Raw genomic sequence first — 22,167 nt, forward strand, 5'->3', positions numbered from 1 at the left:
CTCCGCGCCGCCGCCCTCCCCCACTGCACACGGAACGAGCACCAGAACGCATGCATGACGACAGCACCCGCATCGAAGCCCGCATCGCCCGCTTCCGCGCCGAGAGCCTCCGGCCGGCTATCCACCGGGCGGTCGAGCCGCTCGGGATCGAGTCGTGGACCGCTCCGGGCGAGCCGGTCCCCTTCGAGCAGGCGCGGGCCGCGTCCTACGCGCCCGCCCGCATCGGGGAGCCGTGGGGTGCCCCGTGGGGCACCGTGTGGTTCCACGTGCGCGGCGAGATCCCCGCCTCCTGGATCGGCGTCGACGGCTGCGAGCCCGAGCTCGTCGTCGACCTCGGCTACACCGGCGCCCAGTCCGGCTTCGAGGCGGAGGGGCTCGTCTTCACCGCGACCGGCACGGTCGTGAAGGCCGTCGAGCCGTTCAACCAGTCGGTCCCGCTCGACCGGCTGCCCGGCCGCGAGGCGGGCGACCGCACGGTCGAGCTCTACATCGAGGCCGCCGCCAACCCGAACATCACCGGTGACTGGTCCTTCACCCCCACGGCGCTCGGCGGCCGCCCCGCCGACGGCGCCCTGCCGTCCGACCCGCTCTACCGCCTCCGCCGTCTCGAGCTCGGGCTGCTCGACCGGGAGGTCTGGGAGCTGGAGCAGGACACGGCCGTGCTCGTCGGGCTGATCGGGCAGCTGCCCGGGTCCTCCCAGCGGCGCGCCGAGATCGTCCGCGCCCTCGACCGCGCCGTCGACGTCCTCGATCCGGACGACGTGTCCGGCACCGCCGCCGCGGGCCGGGAGGCGCTGCGGACGGTCCTCGAGCGCCCCGCCTCGGCCAGCGCGCACCACCTGCACGCCGTCGGCCACGCCCACATCGACTCCGCCTGGCTCTGGCCCGCCCGCGAGACCGCCCGCAAGGTGGCCCGCACCTTCTCGAACGTCTGCGACCTGATCGAGCGCGAGGAGGGCTTCGTCTTCGCCGCCTCCTCCGCGCAGCAGTACGCGTGGCTGAAGCGCGACCACTCGGAGCTGTTCGAGCGCGTCCGCGGCCACGTGCTCGCGGGCCGCTTCGTGCCGGTCGGCGGGATGTGGGTCGAGTCGGACACGAACATGCCCGGCGGCGAGGCGCTCGTGCGCCAGCTGCTCGAGGGCAAGCGCTTCTTCCTCGACGAGTTCGGGATCGACACCGAGGAGGTCTGGCTCCCGGACTCCTTCGGCTACTCCGCCGCGCTGCCGCAGATCATCGCAGGAGCGGGCGGGCGCTGGTTCCTCACGCAGAAGATCTCGTGGAACGAGACCAACACGATGCCCCACCACACCTTCTGGTGGGAGGGCATCGACGGCACCCGCGTGTTCACGCACTTCCCGCCCGTCGACCTCTACAACTCCGACCTCTCCGGCGAGGACCTCGCCCGCGCCGAGCGCCAGTACGCCGAGAAGGGCAGCGGCACCATGTCGCTCGTGCCCTTCGGCTACGGCGACGGCGGAGGAGGCCCCAACCGCGAGATGATCGCGGCCGCCCGCCGCACGCGCAGCCTCGAGGGCTCGCCGACCGTCGAGCTGTCCACGCCCCGCCGCTTCTTCGAGGAGGCGCAGGCCGAGTACCCGGACGCGCCCACCTGGTCGGGCGAGCTCTACCTCGAGTTCCACCGCGGCACCTACACGTCGCAGGCGCGCACCAAGCAGGGCAACCGCCGCAGCGAGCACCTGCTCCGCGAGATCGAGCTGTGGGCGACCACGGCCCTCGTCCGCGCCGGGGTCCCGTACCCGGCCGACGAGCTGCGCGAGATGTGGCGGACGGTCCTCCTGCAGCAGTTCCACGACATCCTGCCCGGCACCTCCATCGCCTGGGTGCACCGCGAGGCGGAGGAGAACTACGCCCGCATCGCGCAGCGGATCGAGGAGATGATCGCCGAGACCGTCCGGGCCCTCGCCGGCGAGGGCTCCGCGGAGCTGCTGGTGAACTCCTCCCCCTTCGCCGTCGGGGGCGTGCCGGCGCTCGGCGCGGCCGCGGCCGACCCCGCCGCGGAGCACTCGGCCCCGACGCTCCGCTCCGACGGCGACGCCCACGTCCTCGACAACGGGCTCGTCCGGGTGCGGATCGGCGCCTCCGGGCTCCTCGAGTCGGTCGTGGACCTCGCGAGCGGCCGGGAGGTCGTGCCCGCCGGCGCCGCCGCGGGGCTCCTCCAGCTCCACCGCGACACCCCGAACAAGTGGGACGCCTGGGACCTCGACGACAACTACCGTCGCACGGTGGAGGACCTCGTCGGCGTCGACTCGGTCCGCGCCGGCACCGTGAGCGACCCGCTCGGCCGCGAGGTGCCGGCGGTCGTGATCACCCGCTCGTTCGGCGGCTCCACGGTCGTGCAGACCGTCTCGCTGCAGATCGGCCGGGCGGCCGTCGACCTCGGCCTCGACATCGACTGGCACGAGCGCCGCAAGCTGCTCAAGCTCGCCTTCCCGCTCGACCTGCTCTCGGACCGGGCGACGTCCGAGATCCAGTTCGGCCACGTGCACCGCCCGACCCACGTGAACACGACGTGGGACGCCGCCCGCTTCGAGACCGTCGCGCACCGCTGGGTGCACGTCGGCGAGCCGGGCTTCGGCGTCGCGGTCGTCAACGACTCCACCTACGGGCACGACATCACCCGCGACCGCGCCGCGGCCGGAACACCGACGACCACGGTCCGGCTCTCGCTCCTGCGCGCGCCGCTGTTCCCCGACCCGGACGCCGACCAGGGCCGCCACCGCCTCGCGGTCTCGCTCGTGGTCGGCGCCGAGCTGCCCGACGCCGTCGAGGCCGGCTACGCGCTGAACACCCCGGTCCGCAGGCTCACCGGCGCCGCGCCCGTCGCTCCCCTGGTGTCGATCGACGACCCCTCGGTGATCGTCGAGGCCGTGAAGGCGGCGGACGACGGGAGCGGCGACGTGATCGTGCGGCTCTACGAGTCACTCGGCCGCCGCGCCGCAGCGACCCTCCGCGCCGCCTTCGCCGTCCGGGCGGTCACCCGCACCGACCTGATGGAGCGCCCGACCGAGCAGGTCCGCATCGAGAGCTCCGTCGAGGCGGAGTCGGCCGACGTGCGCCTCGAGCTGCGTCCGTTCGAGATCGCGACGGTGCGCCTGGCGCGCTGAGCGCGAGGGGACGCGGGGGCGGGAGCAGGCCGAGCCGGCTTGCTCCTGCCCCTGCGTCATGTGGTCTGCTCGATGCACACCGTCCCGATCGGAGAGGCCCCCCATGCAGTCGTTCCCCGCCCCGCCCCGCCAGGTGCAGATCGGCGACGCCGCCGCGTTCGCCGGCGTCACTCCGCGGGCGATCCGCCACTACCACCGGCTCGGCCTGCTCACCGAGCGCGAGCGGGGCGGAGACGGCCGCAGGCGCTACGGCTACGACGACATCATCCGGCTGCTCTGGATCCGCCGCCTGGCCGACGCCGGGGTCGCACTCGAGGACATCCGGGACGCCTTCGCCGTCGCAGCCCCGGCCGGCGCCGAGGACAGCGCCGACCGCGAGGACGAGGTCGCGGGCGTCCTCGCGCGGCTGGACGCCGCGCTCGCCGCGCAGGAGGAGGAGCTGCAGCGGAAGCGGGCCTCGGTCCGGCGCATGCGGACCCTCGGCGGCCGGCTGGGGCTGCTCGACGACATCGTCTCGCGCCGCCTCGAGGGCGCACCCGAGGGCTCGCTGCGCCAGGCCGACCTCGACACCCTGCTGGTCACCGAGCGGATGTTCGGCCCGCTGGGCGCCGTCTCCCAGGCCGGCCGCTTCGTGGTCCTGGCCGCCGATCCGGCGCTGCGGGCGGAGGCCGACCGCGTCGACGCCGCCGAGGAGGCCCTCGACGACACGGTCGCCGAGGACGACCCCCGGGTGGAGCAGGTGGCGCGGGAGCGGCACGCCTTCGAGGCCCGGCTGATGCGCGTCGTCGAGGAGTCCGGTCAGCTCGAGGAGGACGAGGCGATCTTCGACGCGTGGGACGAGGCGCACCCGCCCGAGGACCCCGCGCCGGCCCCCGATCCCGCACAGGGCTCCCGCGCCCGGAGCGCCGGCGAGATCATCCGGAGCTTGCCCTACGACGTCTCGCCGGCCCGCCTGCGCGCCATGCACCTGGCGATGCGGCTGGGGATGGAGGAGGCGCCGACGTCCTGAGACGCGGGGTCACGCCCGTCCGGTCACAGGACCTCTCGCAGCACTTCCAGCGCCCGCTCGCGGTCGCCGACCCCGCCGCCCTCGTGCCCGCTGTACGGCCACACGTCGATCGACGTCTCGCCGCCCGAGACGTTGTGGGAGGCGAAGACCGTCGAGGGCGGGCAGATCGGGTCCATCAGGCCGACCGAGCGGTGCACCCGGCAGCGCAGGCGCCGCGAGAAGTGGACGCCGTCGACGTAGGAGAGGGTCCGCTCGACGGCGTCGAGGTCCTCGGGGCGGGTCGCCAGGTAGCGGGCGATCTCCACGTAGGGAGCCTCGTTCGTGACGGTCGTCGCGCGCAGGACGTCGGAGAGGAAGGGCACCAGGGCGATCGCCGCGCGCACCCGGGGGCGCAGCGCCGCCGCGGCGGTCGCGAGCGCTCCGCCCTGGCTGCCGCCGAAGACCGACACGCGGTCCGGGTCCAGCCCGGGGAGCGCCTCCACCGCGTCGACGGCGAGCGCCGCGTCCGCGATCAGGCGCCGGTAGTAGTACGTCTCGGGCGACTCGATGCCGCGGGTCGTGACCCCGGGGTACGCGGGTCCGCTGCCGTGGGGGTCGGGGGTGGCTCCGGAGCGGGCGAGGCGGCCGGCTCCCTGGCCTCGCGCGTCGACGACCAGGTGCGCGTACCCGGCGGAGGCGATCCAGAGGTGCTCGATCGGCCGGCCCCGTCCGCTGCCGTACCCGGGGTACTCGATCACCACGGGGAGCGGGGCGCCCGGGTCGACCGCGGGGGTCACCAGCCAGGCGGCGATCGGCTCGCCCGCGAAGCCGGGGAACCGCACGTCCCGCACCCGCACCAGCGGGAGGCCCGCGTCGACCGGCGCGGCGCTCACGGCGGAGCCGCCCTCCCACCCGAGCGCGAGGGTGGCCCGCCAGAAGGCGTCGAAGTCGTCGGGCTCCGCGACCTCTGCACGGAACTCGCGGAGGGCGGCGAGGGGGCGATCCGTGAACACCGGGTCAGCCTTTCAGACCGGAGTGCGCGAGCCCTTCCACGAACTGCCGCTGAGCGAGGAGGAACACGGCCAGCACGGGCACGACCGTCATCGTCGCCGCGGCGAGCTGCACGTCCCACATCTCCCCGCCGTAGGCGTCGGTGAAGCGGGTGAGCGCCTGGGGCAGGGTGAAGAGCTCGGGCGAGGTCAGGTAGACCGTCGGCTCGAGGTACATGTTCCAGGACCCGAGGAAGGTCAGGATCGCGACGGCCGACAGCGCGGGCTTGGACAGCGGCAGGAAGATGCGCCGCCAGATCCCGAAGCGGCCGAGGCCGTCCAGGCGCGCGGCCTCCTCGAGCTCGCCGGGCATCGCGATGAAGTACTGCCGCATGATGAACGTGCCCAGCACCGCCGGCGCTCCGACCATCGGCACCAGCAGCAGCGGCACGTGGGTGTCGATGAAGCCGAGCTGCCGGAAGATCTGGAACAGCGGGATGATCGTCACCTCCGTCGGCACCAGCAGGCCGGTCAGGACGACGAGGAACACCGCGTTGCGGCCTGGGAACGGGATCCGGGCGAAGGCGTAGCCGGCCAGGCTCGACACCAGCAGCGTGACCACGGTGACCGTGACCGCGATGTAGAGGCTGTTCCAGTACTGGAGCGCGAACGGCTGGAACCGGAACGCCTCGGCGTAGCCCGCCAGGCTCGGCGAGTCCGGCAGCAGGGTCGGCGGGTTCGAGAAGATCTCGTTCACCGGCTTGAACGACGAGGCGATCATCCAGAACGTCGGCACCGCGAACGGCAGCACGAGCAGGATCAGCGTCACGACGAGCAGGGCGGTCATGAGCGGGCTGCGGCCGCGGCGGCGCTTGACGGGCGGCTCCGGGACGGCTTCGAGGCGTGGCGTGAGCGGGGTCCCCTGCTCGACGACGGCGTCAGTTCTCATAGAAGACCCATTTCCTGCGCAGCTGCCACTGCACGACCGTGAGGATCAGGACGAAGAGGAGCAGCATCAGCGAGAGCGTCGCGCCGTAGCCGATGTCGCTGAACTCGAAGGCCTGTTGGAACACGTAGTAGACGAGCACTGTCGTCGACAGTTCCGGCCCGCCCTCGGTCAGGACGGCGACCTGCGCGAACGCCTGCAGCGAGCCGACGATCGTGAGGATGCCGGTGAGGAGCAGGGTGGGCGAGATGAGCGGGAGCGTGATCCGGAAGAAGATCGCGCGGGGGCTCGCGCCGTCCAGCCGGGCCGCCTCGTAGAGGTCGCCCGGCACCCCCTGCAGCGCGGCGAGGAAGAGCACCATGTTGACGCCGACGCTGCGGATGACCTGCGTGACGATGACGCTCGCCATCGCGGTGGGTCCCTCCTGGAGCCAGTTCGGCCCGTCGAGGCCGACCAGCGAGAGCAGGCCGTTGATCGCGCCGTTGTCCTGGAGGAGGAAGCCCCAGACGAGGGTCCAGGCGACCACCGAGATGACGACGGGCGAGAAGAAGAGCGTGCGGAACAGGGCGCCGCCCGGGATCCTCCGGTTCAGCAGCACGGCCAGGCCCAGCCCGAGGGCGAGGTTCAGGACGACCACTCCCCCGGAGAAGACCGCGGTCGTGCCGAGCACCGCGCCGATGCTCGGGTCGTTGATCGCCCGCTCGTAGTTCTCGCCGCCCACGAAGGTCATGGAGCCGGTGAAGACGTTCCACTCGTTGAGGCTGAACCAGACCGCGAGCCCGACGGGCAGCAGCACGAACACGATCACACCGAGCAGCTGGGGCGCGATGAAGAGCCAGCCGGCGAGCGCGTCGCGGCGCCGGAGGTTCCAGTAGGCGCCGGCGGGAGCGGATCGGCGGCTGTCCGTCGAGGTCGCGGTCACGGGATCACTTGCCCTGGAGGACGGGCGCGATGGCGTCGCAGACGCCTCCGAGCACCTCGGCGACGTCGGCGTCGGCCGACCACATGCGGTCCAGCGCCGTCTTGCCGACCGAGGTGATCTCGGCGGGGCTCGTCACCGGAGGGGTGGCGGACACGTCGGCGAGCTCGTCGACCACGACGCGGTCGAGCTGCTCGGCGCTGAGGCGGGTGTTGACCTTCGCCAGCTCCTCACCGGACAGCAGCGACTCGCGGGGCGGCGGGAAGAACTGCGCGAGCTTGGCGGAGTTCTCCGGGTTGGTCATGAACGAGAGGAAGCCGGTCGCCTCCTCCACGTGGTCGCCGCCTGCGAGCGCCGCCATGCCGGCCTGGCCGATGTTGCCGTACTCGCCGGCGGGGCCGACGGGCAGCGGGTAGATCTCGAACGGGAACGAGCCGTCGAGCAGGCTCGCGCGCGAGACCTGCGCGGTCGTGAACGCGGCGTCGCCGGCGAAGAAGTCCGCCGTCACGCCGGGTCCGGGGGTCGCGCCGCTGACGTAGACCGAGTCGTGGAAGAACTGGAACGCCTCCACCATCTCGGGCGAGTCCATCGTGCACTGGGTCCCGTCGTCGCTCCACGGCTGGGCTCCCCAGCCCGCCCAGAGGTTCGCGAGGCTCAGCCAGCCCGAGAAGTCGAAGTCGCGGATGATGTAGCCGGCCTTGCCGGTCGACTCGTTGACGGCCGCGCCGATGCGGTCGACGTCCTCCCAGCTGAGCGTCGCGGGGTCGACGGTCTGCCCGGCCTGCGCGATGAGGTCCTGGTTCACGTACAGCGCGAACGGCGAGTTGGAGAACGGGTACGCGTAGAGCTCGCCGTCCTGGCTGAACGACTGCGCCACGCTGGGCAGGATGTCGTCGTACTCCTAGCCCTCGGTCCCCTCGAAGGTCTCGGTCAGCGGAGCGAGCGCTCCGGCGTCGATCAGGTCCTTCGCGATGTCGCCCACCCAGGCGAGGTCGGGGGCGTTGCCGCCCGCGGCCTGCGTGGTCAGGGTCGAGTTGTAGTCCGCGAACGGGAGGGACTCGAAGGTCACGGACTCGATCTCGGGGTGGTCGGCGATGTACTCGTCGGCCATCGAGTCGAACAGGGCGAGCTGCTTCTCGTCGGAGGTCCAGACGGACATCCTCAGAGCGACGGGTGCTGAGTCGTCCCCGCCGCCGGCGGCGCCGCAGCCCGAGAGGGCGGCGATCACTCCGACTGCGGCGAGCGAGGCCATCAGCTTCTTCGCTGGTCTCATCGTCTCTCTTTCTCCAATGGTCTTCTCGGTGTTCCCGGTCAGTACCCGACGACGTCGGGCCAGTGGGTCTCTACGCCGCGCGACTCGAGCCTCGCCTGCAGGCGGGCGACGAGGGCGGGGTCGGCGGCGATCTCGTGGGGCGACAGGTCCTCGGCGAGGGCGAGGGCCGCCAGCTCGCCGACGGCCTCGCCGATGTTCCACTCCACGGGGTGGAGGCGGTACGCGCCGTTGGTGATGTGCGTCGTCCCGATGTTCTTGCCCCCGGGCAGCAGGTTCGTCGGGGTGCGCGGCACGAGGGCGCCGAGCGGGATCTCGAACGGCGAGCACTCCACGTCGAGGTAGTTGTCGCCTCCGGTGGTCGGGTGCAGGTCGATCCGGTACATGCCCACGCCGACGGAGTCGTCGAAGCGCGCGGGGCTCCCCGTCCCGCGGGCGGCAACGGAGATGTCCTGCTCGCGCACCGTGGTGAGCGCGCGGATCCGGCGGGACTCGCGGATGTAGGGGGCCTGCGCGAGGCCGTCGGCGGTGCCCATCACGTCGCCGCGGAGCCGGAGCCCGGGCCAGCCGCGGCCGCCGTCGGGCCGGGGCGCCTCGGTCTGGAGCCAGTAGAAGTACGACAGCGAGAGCGCGCGGGCGCCGGCGAGGTGCTTCTCCGGCTCCGGCACGTCGAGGATCGAGCTGTCGAGGTAGTCGAGCATCGGCCAGTTCGCGAGCACGATGTCGCTGTCGAGCGCGCCCGGCCGGAGGGTCTCGGTCGCGAGGATCCGGCGGAACATCCAGAGGTCGGTGTCCCCGCCCTGCGCGCGCTGGTCCGCGGTGCGGGTGTCGCCCACGGCGTTCACGTGCATCGTGCGGGTCTCGGGGCGCAGCGTCCTCGGGTTCGGCGCGGTGAAGGAGAGGAGCTTCCCGCCCCAGAACGGCACCTCGTACTCATGCCAGTAGTCGTAGTCGGCCGGGCGCTCGATGGTGTGGTCGCCGTCCGCGCTGTCGAAGCCGAAGCACCAGGTGACGGCCTGCACGTTCATCGGGTCGGCGACGGCGGGAGCGCTGGGCTCGCCGTGCTCGTCGCGCGACTCGGAGCCCGTGACGTAGTCGACCTCCGCGAGGGGGAGCAGCTCCCCCGTCTCGGTCGCGTCGACCACGTACCGTCCGGAGACGGCGAGCTCCTCGCCCGAGACCGGGTCGCGCAGCAGGACGCGCTCGATCCGGCCCGGGCCGCCGTCGACGGCGAAGGGGACGACGCCGGTGACGACGCGGATCGCTCCGCTCGAGCGGTAGGGGGCGAGCATCTCGTCGAGCACGGCGACGGCGACGCGGGGCTCGGCGCAGAGCCTGCTCACGAGTCCGCGGCCGGGGTTCAGGCGGTCGTCGCGCATCGCCTCGGCGGTGAGGGGGTAGTTGCGGCGGTAGTAGCCGCGGATGCCGTCGCGGAGGCGCCGGTAGTCGGCGGTGACGCCGAACTGCTCGACCCAGGTGTGCTCGTCCGGCGGGACGCCCTGCGAGGTGAGCTGACCGCCCAGCCACGGGTACTGCTCGGTCAGCACGACCGAGAGGCCGTTGCGGGCGAGGGCGATCGCCGCGGCCACTCCTCCGAGTCCGCCGCCGATCACGGCGACATCTGCTTGCATCGGGGTCACGCGTCCGCCTCGTCCTCGTCGACAGTCTGGGTCATCGGCCTACTACCCGCGGGTAATACGTATTGCCGATTGATTAGACCGTAACGCACGAGTGTCCGGTTGGCAACGGTCTCCGCCGTTCCGAGCGACGCCGCGGCGACCCGCGGGCGTCCTCAGCCGGGAGTGGGCCGGATGTCAGGGCTCGGTGGCATGCTCGACCCCGAGCGCGGCCGGCGGGCGGCGGCGCGGAGCGGAGCAGCATGATCGGGTTGGATCTCACCGGGCGCACGGCCCTCGTCACGGGGTCGGGGCAGGGCATCGGGCTGGCCATCGCGACGACGCTCGCGGAGGCGGGCGCCGAGGTGATCGTGAACGCCCGCTCCGAGCGGTCGATCCGCCGGGCGATCGAGGCGGTCGGCGCGGCGGTGCCGGAGGCGCGGGTGCGCGGAGTCGCGGCCGACGTGTCGACGGAGAAGGGCACGGCCTCCCTCCTGCGCGCGGCCGCCGAGGTGGACGTGCTCGTCAACAACCTCGGGATCTTCGGCTCCGCCGATGCGCTCTCCATCGACGACGACGAGTGGCGCCGCTACTTCGAGGTCAACGTGCTCACCGGCGTGCGCCTCACCCGCGCCTACCTCCCCGGGATGATGGAGCGCGAGTGGGGCCGCGTCCTCTACATCGGCAGCGACTCCGCCGTCGTCACGCCCGCCGAGATGATCCACTACGGAGTGTCGAAGACCGCGCTGCTGGGCGTCTCGCGAGGCTTCGCCAAGGCCGCCGCCGGCACCGGGGTGACGGTGAACAGCGTGCTCGCCGGGCCGACCCACACGGGCGGCGTCGAGGACTTCGTCTACGAGCTGGTCGACCGCGAGCTCCCGTGGGAGGAGGCGCAGCGCGAGTTCATGCGCCTGCACCGGCCGCAGTCGCTGCTGAAGCGCCTCATCGAGCCGGAGGAGATCGCCCACATGGTGGCGTACCTCGCCTCCCCGCTCGCCTCGGCCACCACGGGCGCCGCCGTGCGCGTCGACGGCGGCTACATCGACTCGATCGTGCCGTAGCGCGCGCTCCCGGGGCGCCGGCCGTCAGTGCGGAGGGGCGACCGAGCCGCCGGGGCGCCACGGGCCGCCGATGCGCTCCTGGAGGAGCGGTGCCGCGGGGTCGGCGAGGCGGGCGAGCAGCGCCTCCACTCCGCGGCGGCCGAGCTCGCGGCCGGGCGCGACGAGCAGGTCGAGCGCCGGGTCGGCCAGGTCGGCGACGTCGGGGTCGGAGGCGAGCAGGACGATCGAGAGGTCCTCGGGCACGCGCAGCCCGCGGTGCCGCACCTCGTGCGCGAACCCGACGGCGGCGCCCCCGTTGACGATCACCACGGCGGTCGCGGAGGCGGGGTCGAACGAGCGGGCGAGGGTGCGGCCGCCGTCGGGCGACTCCTCGCAGCGCAGCAGCACGCCCTCGACGCCGCGGGCCGCGCAGGCGAGTGCGAACGCCTCCTGGGTGCGCGCGTAGGGGCCGAAGTCGGCCGCGGCGTCGCGGTCCGGGCCGAGCACGAGCGCCACCCGCGCGTGCCCCAGGCCGGCGAGCCGACCGAGCGCCTCCTCGACCATGCCCTCGAAGTCGATGTCGACCCAGTCGAGGGCGGACGGGTCGCGGGTGCGCCCGATGAGGGCGAAGGGCGTGCCGGAGTCCCGCAGGACCGGTACGCGCTCGTCCTCGCTGGTGACCTGCATCAGCACGACGCCGTCGATCAGGCCGTCGGCGCGCAGGTCGGCGAGGCGGTCGGAGCCGCCGACCGTCGGCCACAGGACGATCGAGTGGTCCTGCTCCGCCGCGGCCTCGGCGGCTCCGAGCAGGAACGAGGTGGCGGTGTTGAGCGGCCGGCTCGACACGAGCGGATAGACGACCGCGACGATCCCCGAGCGGCGCCGCGCGAGGGCGCGGGCCAGGGCGTGCGGCCGGAAGCCGAGCTCGTGCATCGCCGCCCGCACCCGCTCGCGGGTCTCGGGCGAGACGGGCTTGGTGTCGTTGACCACGAACGACACCGTCGCGATCGAGACCCCCGCGAGGCGCGCGACATCCCTCATCGTGGCCACCGCGCCTCCTCCGCTCGCGCCGCCCGGCCGTGGTTGACGCGGGGCGGACGTCTCCCGCATCCTAGGAGACGCGGCCGGTAAAGCGGTTAACCCCGTGTCGGGCCGCCCACCGCCGCACCGTCTCCACCGTCGAAGAAGGAACACCGTGACCACACCCTCCTCCCCCGTCCGCGTCCTCGTCTGGGGCGAGAACCGCCATGAGCAGATCGAGGAGAAGGTCCGCGCGATCTACCCCGACGGCATGCACAGCACGATCGCCGACGGCATCCGCGAGAACCTCGGCGAGCGCGCCACCGTCTCCACCACCACGCTCGACGAGCCCGAGCACGGCCTCACCGAGGACGTCCTCGACGCCACCGACGTGCTCGTCTGGTGGGGCCACATGGCCCACGGCGACGTCTCCGACGAGATCGTCGAGCGCGTCCAGCGTCACGTCCTCTCGGGCATGGGCCTCGTCGTCCTGCACTCCGGCCACTGGTCGAAGATCTTCGGCAAGCTCATGGGCACCACCTGCACGCTGCGCTGGCGCTCGGAGCAGGACCGCGAGCTGGTCTGGACCGTCGACCCCACGCACCCCATCGCCCAGGGGATCCCGCACCCCTTCCTGATCCCGCAGCAGGAGATGTACGGCGAGTTCTTCGACGTGCCGGCGCCCGACGAGCTCGTGTTCCTCTCGACCTTCACGGGCGGCGAGGTCTTCCGCTCCGGCATGACCTGGAAGCGCGGCCACGGGCGCATCTTCTTCTTCTCCCCCGGCGACCAGGACTACCCCGTCTACCACCAGGCCGAGGTGCGCCGCGTGATCGCGAACGGCGTCGAGTGGGTGCGCTCCTCGCGCCCCGAGCGCCGCCTCCCGGTGCTGCAGCGCTACGAGACCGAGGACTTCCACAACGGCCAGGACTACGAGGGAGCGCTCGTCCGATGACGGTCCGCCTCGTCCAGGTCGGCGCCGGCGCGATGGGCCGCGCCTGGATCCGCACCATCCGCGACTCCCCGGACGCCGAGCTCGTCGGCCTGGTCGACCTCGACGTCGACCTCGCCACGGCTGCCGCGGAGGAGGAGGGGGTCGGCCCGGTCGCGGTCGGCACCTCCGTCGCCGAGGTCGCCGCGCGCTCCGGCGCCGACGCCGTGGTCAACGTGACCGTGCCGCGGGCGCACCTGCCCGTCAGCTCGGAGGCGCTGTTCGCCGGGCTGCCCGTGCTCTCCGAGAAGCCGATCGCGCCGACCATCGCCGAGGCGCTGGTGCTCGCGGCGACGGCCGAGGCCTCGGGCCGGCTCCTGATGACCAGCCAGTCGCGCCGCTACTACGCGGCGATCACCGCCTTCCGCGAGCAGATCGCCGGGCTCGGGCAGCTGGGCACCGCCTCCGTGCACTTCGCGAAGGCGCCCCGCTTCGGCGGCTTCCGCGACGAGATGGACCACGTGCTCCTGGTCGACATGGCGATCCACGCCTTCGACGCGGCGCGGTACCTGCTCGACAGCGACCCGGTCGCGGTCTACTGCGAGGAGTACAACCCGGCCTGGAGCTGGTACGCCGACGGAGCCGCGGCGAGCGCCGTGTTCGAGTTCGCCGGCGGAGTGCGCTTCAGCTACACCGGCAGCTGGTGCGCCGACGGCCTCGAGACCTCGTGGAACGGCGACTGGCGCGTGAACGGGGCCGGCGGCACCGCGCACTGGGACGGCGACGGCGCTCCGGAGTGGCAGTCGCGCGAGTCGGAGGCGGTGCGGACCGCCACGCTCGAGCCCGTGCCCGAGGAGATAGCGGGCTCGCTCGCGGAGTTCGTGCGGGTGCTGGGCTCGGGGGCGGTGCCCTCGGGCGAGGTGCACTCGAACGTGCGGAGCCTCGCGATGGTGGAGGCGGCGGTCCGCTCCTCCGAGACGGGTGCGCGGGTGCGGCTCGACGACGTGCTGGAGGAGGGGTACGCGGAGGCGCTGACGCTCGCGCGCGACGAGCGAGTCCGCGCGGCCCTCGGCTCCTGGGGCTCGGCCGCGGAGGGCCTCGCGCGCTGACCACGCCGCCTGGCGGATCTCGAGGCGTCCGTGCGGCGGACTGCGGCACGCGGCGTCTCGAGACCCCCGCCCGGTCGCGGCTCCGCCACCGCGCGTTCGCCGGGCGGACACCTGCGGGCGGCGGCGCGTTCACCGGGGGCGGCCAGCGTGGGCGGGTTCCTTCGAAGCCGCTCAGGAGACCCGTGTCCTCTCGTCATACCCGCACCCGCACCGCCGCCCTCGCCCTCACCGTCACCCTCGCCGGCTGCACCCTCGGAGCCGCGGCCCTGCCCGCCTCCGCCGCGGGCGACTCCTTCTTCACCCGTATCGCCACGGTGCCGGCCTACCTCAACGCGGCCGACCCGTCCGCCGACTCCGCCGTCGCCGAGATCTCGAGCGCGTCGCCCGACGGCCGCCTGGTCTACTCGACGGACTCCGCCGGGCAGCGCATCGACGTCCTCGACATCTCGGACCCCGACGCCCCCGAGCCGCGCGGCGGCGTCGGCGTGGGCGGCGAGCCGACGTCGGTCTACGCGACCGGCGAGTACGTCCTCGCGGTGGTCGACACGAGCGACGGCGACTTCGCGAACCCCTCCGGCCACGTCAGCGTGCTGCACGCCGACGACCTCGCGCCCGTCGCGAGCATCGAGCTCGGCGGCCAGCCCGACTCCATCGACGTCACCACCGACGGCTCGACCGCGGTCATCGCGATCGAGAACCAGCGCGACGAGGACCTCGCCCCCGAGGGCGGCGAGGAGGGCGACCTCCCGCAGGCGACCGCCGGGGAGCTCGTGGTGATGGACCTCGCAGGGGACCCCTCCGCCTGGGTGCCGGAGCACGTCGACCTCACCGGTCTCGCCGGCCTCGACACCCCGTCGGACCCGGAGCCCGAGTACGTCTCGATCAACCCGGCCGACACGGCCGTCGCCGTGACGCTGCAGGAGAACAACGCCGTCGCGATCGTCGACCTGGCCACCCGCTCCGTCACCGCCTCGTACACCGCGGGCACCGCCTCCGTCGGCGGCATCGACACGCTCGACGACGACTCGATCTCGCTGACCGGCTCGATCACCGACGTCCCGCGCGAGCCCGACGCGATCGGCTGGGTCGGCGACGACCACGTCGCGATCGCGAACGAGGGCGACTGGAAGGGCGGCACGCGCGGCTGGTCGATCCTCGACGCCGCGACCGGGGCCGTGCAGTGGGACGCCGGGAACTCGTTCGACCACCTCGCGGTGCGCCTCGGGCTCTACCCGGACAAGCGCTCCGACGCGAAGGGCTCCGAGCCCGAGGGCCTGCTCTCGGCCACCTTCGACGGCGTCCCCTACGTGTTCGTCGGCGCCGAGCGGGCGAACTTCGTGGCCGTCTACGACGTGTCGGAGCCGACCGCGCCGCGCTTCGTGCAGGCGCTGCCGTCGACGCCCGGCCCGGAGGGGCTGCTCGCCCTGCCCGAGCGCGACCTGCTGGTCGTCTCGAGCGAGACCGACGACGCCGAGGCCGCCGTCCGCGCGAGCGTGCAGCTCTACGCGCTCGGCGCCTCCGCCCCCGCGTTCCCGACCGTGCTGTCGGCCGACGTCGACGGATCGCCGCTGCCCTGGGGCGCGCTCTCGGGCCTCTCGACCGACCCGGCGGCGCCCGACCGTCTGTACGCGGTGAGCGACAGCGCCTACGCGCCGAGCACCCTCCACTCGATCGACACCTCCGTCTCGCCGGCGCTGCTCGACACGACGCTCACGGTGACCGAGGGCGGCGAGCCCGCCGCTCTGGATCTGGAGGGGATCGCCGCCCGGATCGACGGCGGCTTCTGGGCCGTGACGGAGGGCGGGACAGGCGACGGCAACGCGCTCCTGCGACTCGACGCGGACGCCGCGGTGACCGAGCGGATCGCCCTGCCCGCGGAGCTCGCCTCAGCGCTGGGCAAGCAGGGCTTCGAGGGCGTGACCGTCGAGGACGGCGCCGCCGGTGAGATCGTCTGGACGGCGCTGCAGCGCGAGGCCTCGATCGACGCCGACGGAGTGGTCCGGATCGGGCGCTACGACGTCGCCGCCGACAGCTGGAGCTTCTTCGGCTACCCGCTGGAGGCCGTGTCCGGGGCGGACGGCGACTGGAACGGGCTCTCGGAGATCACGCTGACCCCCGCGGGCACGCTCGCGGTGATCGAGCGCGACAAGCTCAACGGGCCGGACGCCACGCTGAAGGCCGTGTACACGGTGCCGCTGCCGACGGAGGCCGGCGCGGCGGTCGGCGAGACGCTGCCGATGCTCGAGAAGACCCTCGCGGTCGACGTGCTGCCCGCGCTGCAGGCCGGGAACGGCTGGACCCAGGAGAAGCTCGAGGGCCTCGGGATCACCGGCTCCGGCGAGGTGTTCGCGGTGACCGACAACGACGGCGTGGACGACGCGAACGGCGAGACGGTGCTCGCATCGCTCGGCTCCGCGGAGTCCGTATTCGAGGCGGGGACGGTGCCGACTCCGGGGTCGACGGCTGAGCCGACAACGGCGCCGACCGCGCAGCCCACGGTCGCGCCGACGACTGAGCCGACCACGGCGCCGACCGCGCACCCCTCGGCCGAGCCGAGCCGCACGCCGGCTCCCGCTCCGGCCGGCGCCGTTCCTCCGCGGACCGGCTCGGGACTCGCGAGCACCGGCGTCGAGACGGGCTGGACCGCCGCGGCGGCTCTCGCCCTGCTCGCCGGTGGAGCGCTCGCGCTCGGAGTCACGCGCCGCCGCCGCGACGCGCGCTGACGGACGCCGACGGCCCGGGGGACAGTGTCCTCCGGGCCGTCGGCGTTCCCCCGCGCGAGCGGGGCGGGTGGTCGGGTGTCAGCTTCCGGTGGGGGCGTCCGCGGGAGGCGTGGGCTTCGAGCCGTCGGTGGGCGGGGTGGGCGCGTCGGCCGGCGGCGTCGGCGCGGAGCCGTCGGCGGGCGGGGTCGGCGCATCCGTCGGCGGCGTCGGTGCCGAGCCGTCGCTCGGGGGCGTCGGAGCGGTGCCCTCGGCGGGCGCGTCCGTCGACGGCGCACCGGTCGACGGCGCACCGGTGGACGGAGCGTCGGTCGAGGTGGAGTGCAGCGGGGTGGCGCTGGAGGTCGGCGTGCTCGACGGCGTCGCGGCGAACGCGGCGGTCGAGCCGAGCGCGACGAGTCCGAGGGCGCCGACGGCGATGCCGATGGTCAGGGCGCGCTTCTTCGGACGGCGCGGCCCGAAGCTCGAGCCCTTCTCGGCGGGGGTGGTCGACTCGGTCATGGGTGTCTCCTCGTTCCGGCCCGGTGCCGACCCCGTTCGGGATCGGTTGCGGCCGGTTCCATCTCAGATTCGAAGGCGAATCTGAAGCCGGACTTAAGAACAGACCCTCCACAGCAGACGCCGGGTGCGCCCCGATCCGCGGCCCCTAGATTCGAGCACATGCCCTCCTCCGCCCGTGTGCTCCTCATCGAGGACGACGACGCCATCCGCTCCTCCGTCGAGACCGCGCTGCGCAGCGAGCGCTTCACGGTCCGTGGTCTCGTCTCCGGCGAGGACCTCGCCCGCGAGCTGAGCACCTTCGCTCCGGACCTGGTGATCCTCGACTGGATGCTCCCCGGACCGAGCGGCATCGTGCTCGCCGAGCGGATCCGCCGCAGCAGCGACGCGGCGGTGATCATGCTCACCGCCCGCGACGCCGTCGACGACCGCCTCCGCGGCTTCGACGAGGGCGTCGACGACTACGTGGTGAAGCCGTTCGTGCTCGCCGAGCTCGTCAAGCGCGTGACCGCCGTGCTGCGCCGCCGCGGCCGCATCCCGTCCGTCGTCGAGATCGGCGACCTCGTCGTCGACCCGGAGTCGGGCCGCGCCCGCCGCGGCGGCGTCGCCCTCGACCTCACCGCGACCGAGTTCCGCCTCCTCGCCTTCCTCGCCGGGAACCGCGGCCGCACCCTCACCAAGACCCAGATCCTCACGCAGGTCTGGGGCTACGACCACGTCGACCCGAACCTCGTCGAGGTGCACCTCAGCTCCCTCCGCAAGAAGATGGAGGCGCACGGCGACCGGCTCGTGCACACCGTCCGCGGCCTCGGCTACCGGGTGGAGGCGTGAGCCGCGCCCAGCCGGGCGCGCTGCGGACGGGCTCGCTCCGCCTCCGCACCGTCCTGGCCGTGCTCGCTCTGCTGGCCGTGCTGCTCCTGGCCCTCTCGGCGACGGTGCAGGCGGTGCTCGGCGAGCGCCTCCGCGACCAGATCGAGGAGCGGCTGCAGGACCGCGCCTCCGCCGCCGCCGCGCTGGTCGGCACGATCGCCGACGACGCCCTCGCCTCGCGCCTCTCGGCGCAGGGCGTCTCGGTGCGGATCACGAGCCCCGAGGGCGAGGACGTCGTGGCCGGGCCGAGCCCGGAGCAGCTGCGCCTGGGCCCGGGAGCCGCCGACCAGCTCGGAGAGCCGCCGTCGCCGCCCGGCACGAGCTCCTCCTCCGGAGCCGTCCCGCCCCGAGCCGCCTCCGCCGCCGCCACCGTCGTCTCGAGCAGCGTCGCCGCCGACGACGAGCTGATCACCCTCGAGTCGACCCTGAGCGACGGCACCCGCCTCGAGCTCACCAGCGAGGCCGGATCGGTCGGCAGCACCCTCGCGCAGCTGAACGGGATCCTGCTCGGCGCGTCGGCCGTGTTCCTCCTGCTGGCCGCGCTCGCGCTGATCGTCGTGGTCCGCGCGACCCTCCGGCCCCTCGAGCGGATGACCGACGTGGCCCGCGACATCGCGCACGGCGACCGCGGGCGGCGGCTGCGCCCCTCCCGTCCGCGGACCGAGCTCGGCCGCACCGCGACCGCGTTCGACGAGATGCTCGACGACCTCGAGCAGGCCGAGCGCAGCGCCCTCGCCGCCGAGGCGACGGCCCTCGCGGCGGAGCAGCGGATGCGCGCGTTCGTCTCGGACGCCGCGCACGAGCTGCGGACGCCGGTCGCCGGCATCCAGGCCGCCGCCGACGCGCTCGTCCGCGCCGACGGCGGCGAGCAGGAGCGCGAGCGCCTCTCGGTGCACGTCGTGCGGGAGTCGCTGCGCGCGGGCCGCCTCATCCAGGACATGCTGCTGATGGCGCGGCTGGACGAGGGCCTGGCTGTGGAGTCGCGTCCGCTGGACCCCGCGGGCGTCGCCGAGGCCGCGATCGAGCGCCAGGAGCTGCGCCGCCCGGGCCTCGCGATCGAGCTGCACCGGCCCGCCGAGCCGCTCCGGGTCAGCGCCGACGCCGACCGGCTGGCCCAGGTGCTCGGCAACCTCCTCGAGAACGGTGCCCGCTTCGCCCGCTCCCGGATCGACGTCGCCGTCGAGGCGGCCGCCGACTCCGTCACGATCACCGTCGACGACGACGGCCCCGGCATCGCCGAGGCCGACCGTGAGCGCGTCTTCGACCGCCTCGTCCGCCTCGACGACGCCCGCAACCGCGCCGACGGCGGCTCGGGCCTCGGCCTGCCGATCGCGCGCGGGCTGGCCCGGGCGCTCGGCGGCGACCTGGTGGCGCAGGAGGGACCGGTGGGAGCGCGGTTCCGGGTGACGCTGCCTCGCGCGGGCTGACGCCGCCCCGCTCCCCCTAGGCTCGACGGGCGCGCGGGCCCCGCTCCGCCGGGACGGCAGGAGTGGCTCCATGGACAGGGACGACGCGGAGCAGCGTGTCCGGCAGGCCCGCGACGAGGCCCCGAGGTTCGGGAGCGGTCCCCTGCTCGCCACCTTCACCGTCCGCCACCGCCGCGGACTCGACGTCGCCTTCGTGCTCGACGGCGCCGACGGGGACTTCCAGATCGGCATGGGCGCCGCGTCCGACGACTTCCGGAGCGTCCTCACCGTCGGCGTCGACCGCGAGGACGGCCGCATCCGCGGCGTCTCCAGCTGGACCGTCGACGGCCGCGAGAGCCGCGTGCCCGTGCGGATCCTGCACCGCTCCGCCACCGTGATCATCGTGGAGGCCGCTCCCCTCCCCCTCGACCGGCGCCCGTCCTCGCTCAAGTGCTGGTCCTTCCTCCGCCGCGCCTCCGCCGACCACCACTCCGACGTGCTCGGCTTCGTGTCCCCCGACCTGGCCGACCTCCCCCCGGTCCGACTCCTCACCGATCCGCGGGCGCGGCGCGGGCGCTGAGCCGGCCTCCCGCGCGAGGCGGCGGATCCCGCCCGACCCGCAGGCGCCGGTGCGATCATGCGCTGACGCGACCCGCCCGGAGGTCCGCCCGACCCGGAGGAGCGCCCGTGACGCAGGAGGTGCAGTCGTCCCGGCTGCGGTCGCTCGGGAGCGAGGCGTTCTTCGGGGCGACGGTGGTCGTCGCGGCGGCGTGGTCGGGTGCCCGGGCGTTCCAGCTCTACGGAGGGTGGGGCGTGGTGCTCGCGGTGGCCGCGGTGATCGTCGCGGTGCTCGGCTTCGGGCTCCGGCGGCGCGTCGAGGAGCGGTGGTCCCGGCCGAGGCTCGAGAGGCTGCGAGCCGAGCATCCGGACGGCGGCGTCACCGCGGTGCTGAACACTCCGGAGACGCTGGCCTCGCTGCGGACGCTCGCGGTCGCCGGAGCCGCGGTCGACCTCCCGGCGCTGCGCGCGGCGAAGCCGGACCCCGTGCTGCTGGCCGTCGTCACCGCGAGGGCGCTCTCGCTGTTCCGCGCCGACGCGGACCTCTCGCCGATCGCGTTCCTGCCCCTCACCGCCGGGGACGCCCCCGAGTCGGTGACGGGCTACCACCACGGTCACGCGCTCACGGCTCCCGTTCTCACGGTCCGGCAGCAGGGGACGGAGCAGCGGCTCGCCCTCTTCCCCGCCGACGGCGCGCGGACGATCACCGGTGTCCTCGGCTGCTGAGCGAGGCCCGCTGCGCATCGCCGGGAGTCTCCGCCCCGCGGCGGATCCGGCAGCGCCGCGCCGCGCGTAGCGTCGGGCGATGGACATGTCACTGCTCGGCACCAGCGTGGTCGCCGCCCTGTGCGGGGCCGCGTATCTCGGAGTCGCGATCCTCGCGGTCGCGCAGGTCCTCCGCTCCGGCCTCGATCCCCTGCGGAAGGGCCTGTGGACGATCGCCGTCGTGGTGGCGCCCTTCCTGGGGTCGATGGCGTGGTTCCTCGTCGGGCGGCCCGGAGCCCGAGCCTGAGACGCGGCTCAGCCCGCACCCATGCCTACGATCACCGATCGCGCAAGCACCTGCTCGCGGGGCGCCCGCACGTCAGCATGAGCGGGATGAACACGATCGAGGAGGCGGGCGCCTGGGCGCGCGCTCTGGTGCGCCGCGAGTTCGGCGTCGGCCTCGTCGACCTGGAGCCCGTCGTCGGCGGACTCGACCACAGAGCGCGCGTCTGGTGCGCGGCCGACGGCTCCGGGGCGCTGTGGAGCGTCAAGGCGTCGGCCCGCGACGGGCGCTTCGGACTCGCGCTCTCGGCGTCGCTGGGCGAGTCGGGGGTGCCGGGCGTCGCGGCGCCGCACCGCGCCTCCGACGGGCGCCCCTGGGCGGAGGACCGGGGGCTGCGGGTCTCGGTCGCGCCGTGGATCCTCGGCGAGGACGCCGTCGACTCCGGCGAGGACGCCCTCGACTGGGAGGGGTTCGGCGCGGTCCTGCGCTCCGTGCACGACGCCGAGCCGCCGACCCTCGCGCCTCCCGTGCGGCGGGGCATCCGCCGCGTCCGCCGTCCGCTCGCCGACCTCCTCGCCGAGACCGACGAGAGGATCGACGCGCAGCCGGAGCCCCGCCCCCGCCTCACCGCGCTGTGGCGCGCGAACCGCTCCCGCCTCGACGCCCTCGCCGGCGCTGAGCGGCGGCTGAAGCGCGCCCGCACGCCCACTTCCCGCGTGCCCCTCCACGGCGACCCGCATCCCGGCAACGTCGTCATCGACGAGAGCGGCCGCCCCTGGCTGATCGACTTCGACGAGGCCACCGTCGCCCCGCGGGAGGCCGACCTGCTCCTGATCGAGCTGGGCGTCATCTACTCGCGGCCGATCAGCGACGTGCAGCGCTCGGCGTTCCGCGCGGGCTACGGCGAGGCCCTGATCGACGACGAGCGGATCATCCGCTTCGGCTGCGTCCGCGCGGTCGAGGACGTGGCCGCCACTGTCGCGCTGGCCCTCGCCGACCCGGAGCCGGAGGAGCGCGAGGCCGCCCCCGTGCCCGCCTCCCGCCTCGGCCGCGCCGCCTCGGCGCTGCCCGTCCCCACTCCGCTCGACCTGCTCGCCGGCCAGCTCGGCCCGCACGGCCTCGTCTCGCTCGTCGAGACCGCCCTCCGCCGCCCCGCCTGACGCGGCCCTCCGAC

At 74.1% G+C, this 22,167-nt stretch carries 18 protein-coding genes and 1 pseudogene; 12 read left to right on the forward strand and 7 right to left on the reverse strand.

What is annotated here, in order from left to right; all coding sequences use genetic code 11:
* The first annotated feature begins 50 nt into the window (after positions 1-50).
* Together C5C29_RS14135 and C5C29_RS14140 are read left to right on the forward strand one after the other, a co-directional pair.
* Positions 51-3,125, forward strand: a complete 3,075-nt coding sequence (locus C5C29_RS14135) for a glycoside hydrolase family 38 C-terminal domain-containing protein (RefSeq protein WP_104224311.1) — start codon at positions 51-53, stop codon at positions 3,123-3,125.
* A gap of 103 nt (positions 3,126-3,228) precedes the next feature.
* Positions 3,229-4,134 (forward strand): MerR family transcriptional regulator, encoded by a 906-nt coding sequence (locus C5C29_RS14140; RefSeq protein ID WP_219812935.1) that lies wholly within the window; start codon positions 3,229-3,231, stop codon positions 4,132-4,134.
* 23 nt (positions 4,135-4,157) lie between these two features.
* Here the strand turns inward: C5C29_RS14140 and C5C29_RS14145 are convergent, their stop codons facing one another.
* The 5 genes and pseudogenes from C5C29_RS14145 to C5C29_RS14165 all read right to left on the reverse strand — a co-directional run bounded on the left by C5C29_RS14145 (position 4,158) and on the right by C5C29_RS14165 (position 9,868).
* Positions 4,158-5,126 (reverse strand): acetylxylan esterase, encoded by a 969-nt coding sequence (locus C5C29_RS14145; RefSeq protein ID WP_104224313.1) that lies wholly within the window; start codon positions 5,124-5,126, stop codon positions 4,158-4,160.
* 4 nt (positions 5,127-5,130) lie between these two features.
* A complete protein-coding gene (locus C5C29_RS14150; protein ID WP_244229554.1) occupies positions 5,131-6,051 on the reverse strand; it encodes a carbohydrate ABC transporter permease in 921 nt (306 codons plus the stop codon).
* Positions 6,041-6,970 (reverse strand): carbohydrate ABC transporter permease, encoded by a 930-nt coding sequence (locus C5C29_RS14155; protein ID WP_104224314.1) that lies wholly within the window; start codon positions 6,968-6,970, stop codon positions 6,041-6,043. The genes C5C29_RS14150 and C5C29_RS14155 overlap by 11 nt, the downstream gene beginning before the upstream one ends.
* Positions 6,971-6,974: 4 nt before the next feature.
* A pseudogene (locus C5C29_RS14160) lies at positions 6,975-8,240 on the reverse strand (ABC transporter substrate-binding protein).
* 38 nt (positions 8,241-8,278) lie between these two features.
* On the reverse strand, positions 8,279-9,868 hold the full coding sequence (locus C5C29_RS14165) for an FAD-dependent oxidoreductase (RefSeq protein WP_104224324.1): 1,590 nt from the start codon (positions 9,866-9,868) through the stop codon (positions 8,279-8,281).
* 251 nt (positions 9,869-10,119) lie between these two features.
* Here C5C29_RS14165 and C5C29_RS14170 point away from each other — a divergent pair, with 251 nt between their 5' ends.
* The gene (locus C5C29_RS14170; protein ID WP_104224325.1) at positions 10,120-10,914 is read left to right on the forward strand and encodes an SDR family NAD(P)-dependent oxidoreductase; all 795 of its coding nucleotides are present in this window, start codon (positions 10,120-10,122) and stop codon (positions 10,912-10,914) included.
* A gap of 24 nt (positions 10,915-10,938) precedes the next feature.
* On the opposite strand, the gene C5C29_RS14175 is transcribed toward C5C29_RS14170, so the two are convergent.
* On the reverse strand, positions 10,939-11,934 hold the full coding sequence (locus C5C29_RS14175; RefSeq protein WP_258062335.1) for a LacI family DNA-binding transcriptional regulator: 996 nt from the start codon (positions 11,932-11,934) through the stop codon (positions 10,939-10,941).
* Between the two features lie 154 nt (positions 11,935-12,088).
* On the opposite strand from C5C29_RS14175, the gene C5C29_RS14180 reads away from it, so the two are divergent.
* The 3 genes from C5C29_RS14180 (at position 12,089) to C5C29_RS14190 (ending at position 16,676) form a co-directional block, all read left to right on the forward strand.
* Positions 12,089-12,868 (forward strand): ThuA domain-containing protein, encoded by a 780-nt coding sequence (locus C5C29_RS14180; protein ID WP_104224317.1) that lies wholly within the window; start codon positions 12,089-12,091, stop codon positions 12,866-12,868.
* Positions 12,865-13,953 (forward strand): Gfo/Idh/MocA family protein, encoded by a 1,089-nt coding sequence (locus C5C29_RS14185; RefSeq protein ID WP_104224318.1) that lies wholly within the window; start codon positions 12,865-12,867, stop codon positions 13,951-13,953. The genes C5C29_RS14180 and C5C29_RS14185 overlap by 4 nt, the downstream gene beginning before the upstream one ends.
* Positions 13,954-14,135: 182 nt before the next feature.
* Complete coding sequence (locus C5C29_RS14190) at positions 14,136-16,676, forward strand: esterase-like activity of phytase family protein (protein ID WP_104224319.1); 2,541 nt, start codon at positions 14,136-14,138, stop codon at positions 16,674-16,676.
* A gap of 78 nt (positions 16,677-16,754) precedes the next feature.
* Here C5C29_RS14190 and C5C29_RS14195 read toward each other — a convergent pair whose 3' ends face one another.
* Positions 16,755-17,174 carry a hypothetical protein gene (locus tag C5C29_RS14195; protein WP_104308501.1) on the reverse strand — a complete coding sequence of 140 codons (420 nt, stop codon included), beginning with the start codon at positions 17,172-17,174 and terminating at the stop codon, positions 16,755-16,757.
* Positions 17,175-17,333: 159 nt separating this feature from the next.
* On the opposite strand from C5C29_RS14195, the gene C5C29_RS14200 reads away from it, so the two are divergent.
* The 6 genes from C5C29_RS14200 to C5C29_RS14225 all read left to right on the forward strand — a co-directional run bounded on the left by C5C29_RS14200 (position 17,334) and on the right by C5C29_RS14225 (position 22,153).
* Positions 17,334-18,002, forward strand: a complete 669-nt coding sequence (locus C5C29_RS14200) for a response regulator transcription factor (protein ID WP_104225192.1) — start codon at positions 17,334-17,336, stop codon at positions 18,000-18,002.
* Positions 17,999-19,468, forward strand: coding sequence for a HAMP domain-containing sensor histidine kinase (locus tag C5C29_RS14205; RefSeq protein ID WP_104225193.1), 1,470 nt, complete (start codon positions 17,999-18,001; stop codon positions 19,466-19,468). Before C5C29_RS14200 ends, C5C29_RS14205 begins: the two co-directional genes overlap by 4 nt.
* Positions 19,469-19,538: 70 nt before the next feature.
* Complete coding sequence (locus C5C29_RS14210; RefSeq protein WP_104225194.1) at positions 19,539-20,027, forward strand: hypothetical protein; 489 nt, start codon at positions 19,539-19,541, stop codon at positions 20,025-20,027.
* Positions 20,028-20,134: 107 nt separating this feature from the next.
* A complete protein-coding gene (locus C5C29_RS14215; protein WP_104225195.1) occupies positions 20,135-20,731 on the forward strand; it encodes a hypothetical protein in 597 nt (198 codons plus the stop codon).
* 79 nt (positions 20,732-20,810) lie between these two features.
* Positions 20,811-21,017 carry a PLD nuclease N-terminal domain-containing protein gene (locus tag C5C29_RS14220; RefSeq protein WP_104225196.1) on the forward strand — a complete coding sequence of 69 codons (207 nt, stop codon included), beginning with the start codon at positions 20,811-20,813 and terminating at the stop codon, positions 21,015-21,017.
* Between the two features lie 86 nt (positions 21,018-21,103).
* The gene (locus C5C29_RS14225; protein ID WP_181128834.1) at positions 21,104-22,153 is read left to right on the forward strand and encodes an aminoglycoside phosphotransferase family protein; all 1,050 of its coding nucleotides are present in this window, start codon (positions 21,104-21,106) and stop codon (positions 22,151-22,153) included.
* Positions 22,154-22,167 lie beyond the last annotated feature (14 nt).

This window comes from Rathayibacter sp. AY1H2 (assembly GCF_002931985.1).
In the GTDB taxonomy this organism is placed as follows: domain Bacteria; phylum Actinomycetota; class Actinomycetes; order Actinomycetales; family Microbacteriaceae; genus Rathayibacter.